Origin of the sequence: uncultured Gimesia sp. (assembly GCF_937919775.1) — a bacterium.
GTDB lineage: Bacteria > Planctomycetota > Planctomycetia > Planctomycetales > Planctomycetaceae > Gimesia.
Map to the genome: position 1 here is coordinate 1 of NZ_CALFPF010000006.1, position 4,442 is coordinate 4,442.

2 protein-coding genes and 1 pseudogene are annotated in these 4,442 nt (G+C 53.2%); 1 reads left to right on the forward strand and 2 read right to left on the reverse strand.

All coding sequences use genetic code 11. From position 1 onward, the window contains the following. Positions 1-29: 29 nt before the first annotated feature. Positions 30-119 (reverse strand): annotated as a pseudogene (locus Q0294_RS23345) (nitroreductase family protein); the annotation flags it as partial. 279 nt (positions 120-398) lie between these two features. Here Q0294_RS23345 and Q0294_RS00105 point away from each other — a divergent pair. After that, complete coding sequence (locus tag Q0294_RS00105; RefSeq protein ID WP_299459375.1) at positions 399-4,226, forward strand: hypothetical protein; 3,828 nt, start codon at positions 399-401, stop codon at positions 4,224-4,226. Between the two features lie 26 nt (positions 4,227-4,252). Here Q0294_RS00105 and Q0294_RS00110 read toward each other — a convergent pair. Beyond that, the coding region (locus Q0294_RS00110) for a hypothetical protein (RefSeq protein WP_299459377.1) at positions 4,253-4,442 on the reverse strand (190 nt) is incomplete at its 5' end.

Below are 4,442 nucleotides of genomic sequence, written 5' to 3' on the forward strand. Positions count from 1 at the left end.
TGTCCTGTCTATTCCTGAAAGAAGGGGAACAGCTTTCGGATTTCCTCTTCGGTCATCCTGTGATCGGGATCATAACTTTTGATCGAACGTCTTTCCTCAATTGCCTTTAAGATATCCATTATAATTCGTTTTCTCTTTATGTTCTGGTAACCTGATCAACCTGAAAACCGCGTACTATCATAGTCAAAAAAAGCAGCAAAAAACACTCTCTGCGGAAACTGTCTGGCAGGAAAACCGCTGAATTGATGGATTTCCGCGGAGTGAATGCACATTCTTTCCCGATCCAACATTGTCGCTGTCCGAAAATCCCCATATAGTTGTCTGTGTGGGCTGACCGGACATCTAACACGGATGATCATTATTTTCTCCTGCACAAAGGAACTGAAACAGGATCTGATATGCCCCAACCAGACTCAGCTAAAACAGCCAGCGATAAAAATACATCTCCCAAAAACTCCAAACCGCAAAGAGGCTCCACGGGTCGCGTCCTGTTGATGCTGTCCGTCGGTCTGTGTCTGCTGATCTGGTTCGCACCGGCAATCATCGCCCGCACATCACTCAAGAATTCCCTCCTGCCGCTGATTCTCAAACGTTACCCCGGTGAAATCAAAACGGGCGCGGTTTCCTTGAGCTGGTCGCAGCCGGTCGTTTTTCAGAAGATCGCCTTTCAGGATTTTGAAGGCCGTGACATTGTCCGCATCGATCAGATCAAAACGCAGAAAACACTCTGGGAACTTGCCAAAGATCGCAAGCAGATCGGCGACGTCAACATCAACGGCGTGACTTCGCTGACCTACGTCGACGATCGCGGGCTGGCCAATCGCGAATTTCTGACCGCCATTCTGAATAAAGGCACGAAAGAGAATCCGGAAGGAGAACCGGGCAAAGAAGACGACGCTCCGAAAGGGGGCCTGCAGCAGTCGTTAACACTGCATCTTTCCGACCTCAATCTGTGTGTCGTCAACGAAGCCGCCGAAGAGACTCCTTATCTCACCGGCATGGACATCACGGTCACCCGCCCTGCGCAGCGCACCGAGCCGATTCTGGTGGAAGGCCACTGGAAACAGCCTGCAGAAAATGCGGGCGAACAGCTCAACCCCGCCGAGATGGCATTTGCGGTGAGCATGGTCAATTCCAGCCAGCCGGAAGTCTCACGTTCAGGCACGCTCAAATTCAAAACGCAATTCTTTGATCTGAAACAATTAACGCCGCTCGTCAGCGCGCTCTCGCCGGGTGCTTACATCGAAGGGATTTCCAGTTCCGAACTGGAAGTGAAATGGTCGGGAACCAAAGAGGAACCCCGGTTCGCCATCAAAGGGAACTGGGAAGCAACCCCTTTCATCTTCGGCGCCCCGGAGTGGATCGGCGGTGATGAAATCGAAACCGAATCTGCAAAGGGAAATATCGACGCGTTAGCGGCCAACGGCGTGCTGCATTTCAAAGAGGCCCGCGCCCAGTCTCAGCTGGGTAATCTGACTCTGCAGGGCAGCCTGAACTGGAGCGACCTGCAAAACGAAAGCAAACGGGAAAAACTGGCCGCCTTCATCAATTCGCGCGTGAAACTCTCCGGTAATCTGGATCTGGCGGAAGCAGCACGACAGTTGCCCGAAACGATTCATTTAAAACCGGGCATGGAAATCACATCGGGGACCATCGACTTTCAGGTTTCCAACCACGACCCCGCGCAGCCGGAAAAATTCGCTGAGACCACATGGCTGGTTGGGGTGAAAACATCGGATCTGACCGGCCTTAACCAGGGGCGCGAAATTCGCTGGCAGCAACCGGTCTCTTTATTAATGCAGATCGTGAAGGAACAGGATGCGTATGAAATTCAGTCGTTGAAATGTGAATCCGACTTTTTGAAATTGACCGGCACCGGCAATGCCAATCATCTGACGATTAATCTGGATGCGAATCTGGACCAGCTTTCTAACCATCTAAACCAGTTCCTCGATTTGCAGTCGGTTGCGCTGAAAGGCAAAATGAACGGCCAGATCGATTTTCAAATCGCCGACCAGAAGTGGCAGACCCTGTCGTTCCTGAGCTTCGAAAACCTGCAACTGGCATTGCCCGATCGGCGTGGCTGGCAGGAACCCTCGCTCAAACTGACCGTCGACGGCGCCGGTAATACCGATGACAAACAGATTCACGTCGAGCGTTTCATCGTGACTCTGATCGCCGCCGAGGATGCGTTCCAGGCCAGACTCGAACAACCGACGACCATCAATAAAAAACGGGACGCCACCGCAGAACAGAAACTACTCCCGTTCAAAATTCAACTGAAGGGCAAACTTGCTACCTGGGCCGACCGTCTGCGACCGCTGGCAAAACAGGACCTGCAGCTCGGCGGCGAGATTCAGTTTGCGTCTTCGGTTTCGATCAGCGATCAAATGATCGTCCACGAAGATACCAGCATCGATCTGACCAACGTACGCATTCATACTCCCACACTCTGGTTCGATGAACCCAAGGCCGAAATCAAAACGGCCGGCAGCTGGAATCAGAAGCAGCGCACGCTGAAAGCATCGCAGTTTACCTATCGCGGCGCTGCGATTGCCGTCAACGGCGAAAAAATGGAAATTCAACTCCCCAACGCCGAAGTCAGCACGCCGTCCTTCATCGGTTCACTCTCCCTCAAATGCGATTTATACAGCGTCACCCGCTGGTTCCAGAATCCTGCTGAGACACCCGCACAGAAATATTATGGCACCGTCTCCGGCCAGGCAAACGTCATCGTCACCGAAGACGCCCGCATGGCGAACTGGCGCACGACCATCGCAGATTTTGCGATTGAAGCTCCCGTCAGAGAAAATGCCGATCCACAGAAACAAATTATTTCCAGTCAGCGGAATCCGGGCTGGGCCATCAGCTGGCAGGAACCGGAAGTTCGCATCGAAGGGGATACGCTGCACGATCTGAAATCCGACACGCTGACGTTGAACCAGATGTCGATTCACTCGGAAATGCTCGACCTGAGTGCGAAAGGCGAAATCCGCGAAATGTCCACCAGCAGGCAGGTGCGACTGACGGGCGAAGTCACTTACGACTGGGAAAATCTGACGCCGCTCTTACGCAGCAAACTCGGACCGGATGTTGAAATCGTCGGTCGCGAAACACGGCCCTTCACGTTAGAGGGACCTTTGGGAAGCGGAGAGACGGAGCGACTGCAGGAAGTGGTGCTCAACGTGCGGCCTCAACCTTTATACCCCGATACACGGCCGCTGTTCACACCCACCGATCGGTACACGGCTCTCACAGGGGAAGCAGGCATCGGCTGGGAAAAAGCAAACATTCGCGGTTTGTCGAGTGGAAAAACGAATATTGAAGCGCGCATCAAAGACGGACAAATCCATGTTACTCCCCTCGATATGCAGGTGAACGGCGGGCGATTGACGCTGGCCCCCATCGTGCGGCTGGACGTCAAACCGGCAGCGCTGGTCTTCGAACGCGGTGTCGTGATTCAGGATTTCCAGTTCACTCCCGAAATGACCCGCAACTCGCTGCGTTTCGTCGCGCCGATGATTGCCAACAGCACCAACATTCAAGGGCAGTTTTCGCTGAATCAGGATTTTGCCATCATTCCGCTCAACGATCCCAAACTGGGTGAAGCCAGAGGCACGCTGACGATCAAGTCGGCCCGTGTCAAACCCGGCCCCCTGTTTGACGCGCTGTCGGAAAAAATCAATCAGGTACTCTCGATTGTGAACATCAATCGTACCAGCAGACTGATCGACTCCGACTCCGTGTTTTTGCAGGTCGAAAATCAGGCGGTGCAGTATCATATGATCGACGGCCGCGTTTATCACAGCCCGTTCGAAGTGCAGATGAAAGGCATCACCGTCCGCACGACCGGTTCGGTCGGCCTGGATGAATCGCTCGACCTGATCGCCGAAGTCGGGTTCACAAATCTGATCTCGGAAGACAAAGACCAGCCGATTCTGAAAACGCTCATCAGTCGTCCCCTGCGATTGCCCATCGGCGGTACCTTGAAGAAACCCAAGGTCGACATGAGCCAGGTCGGCAACTACGCCAAACAGATGGGCGTCAACGCTCTCGATGCGGTGTTAGGCAGCGGCTTCGGAGAACAACTGCAAGGCTTGTTCCCCGAACGCACGCCGGAAGAAATGGAACAAATCAAAAAAGAGCGCGAGGAACGTAACAAAGAACGGGACAAACGCCGCGAACAAAAACGCCTGGATAAGCTCAAACGCAAACAGGGACTGTGAGAAAAGATCAACGCCATTTTTATCCTTCACAGCACAATTTCTGAGCGGAATGGCGCTAGCCACCGTTTGAGAAACAGCAACCAAAATACAATAACGGCGGCTAGCGCCGTGCCGCTCATTTTTTGGTGACGAGGTGCATGATGCATGAGCATTTCACATACTTCATCACATGGACCACCTATGGAACATGGCTTCTCGGAGATCGACGTGGATGGC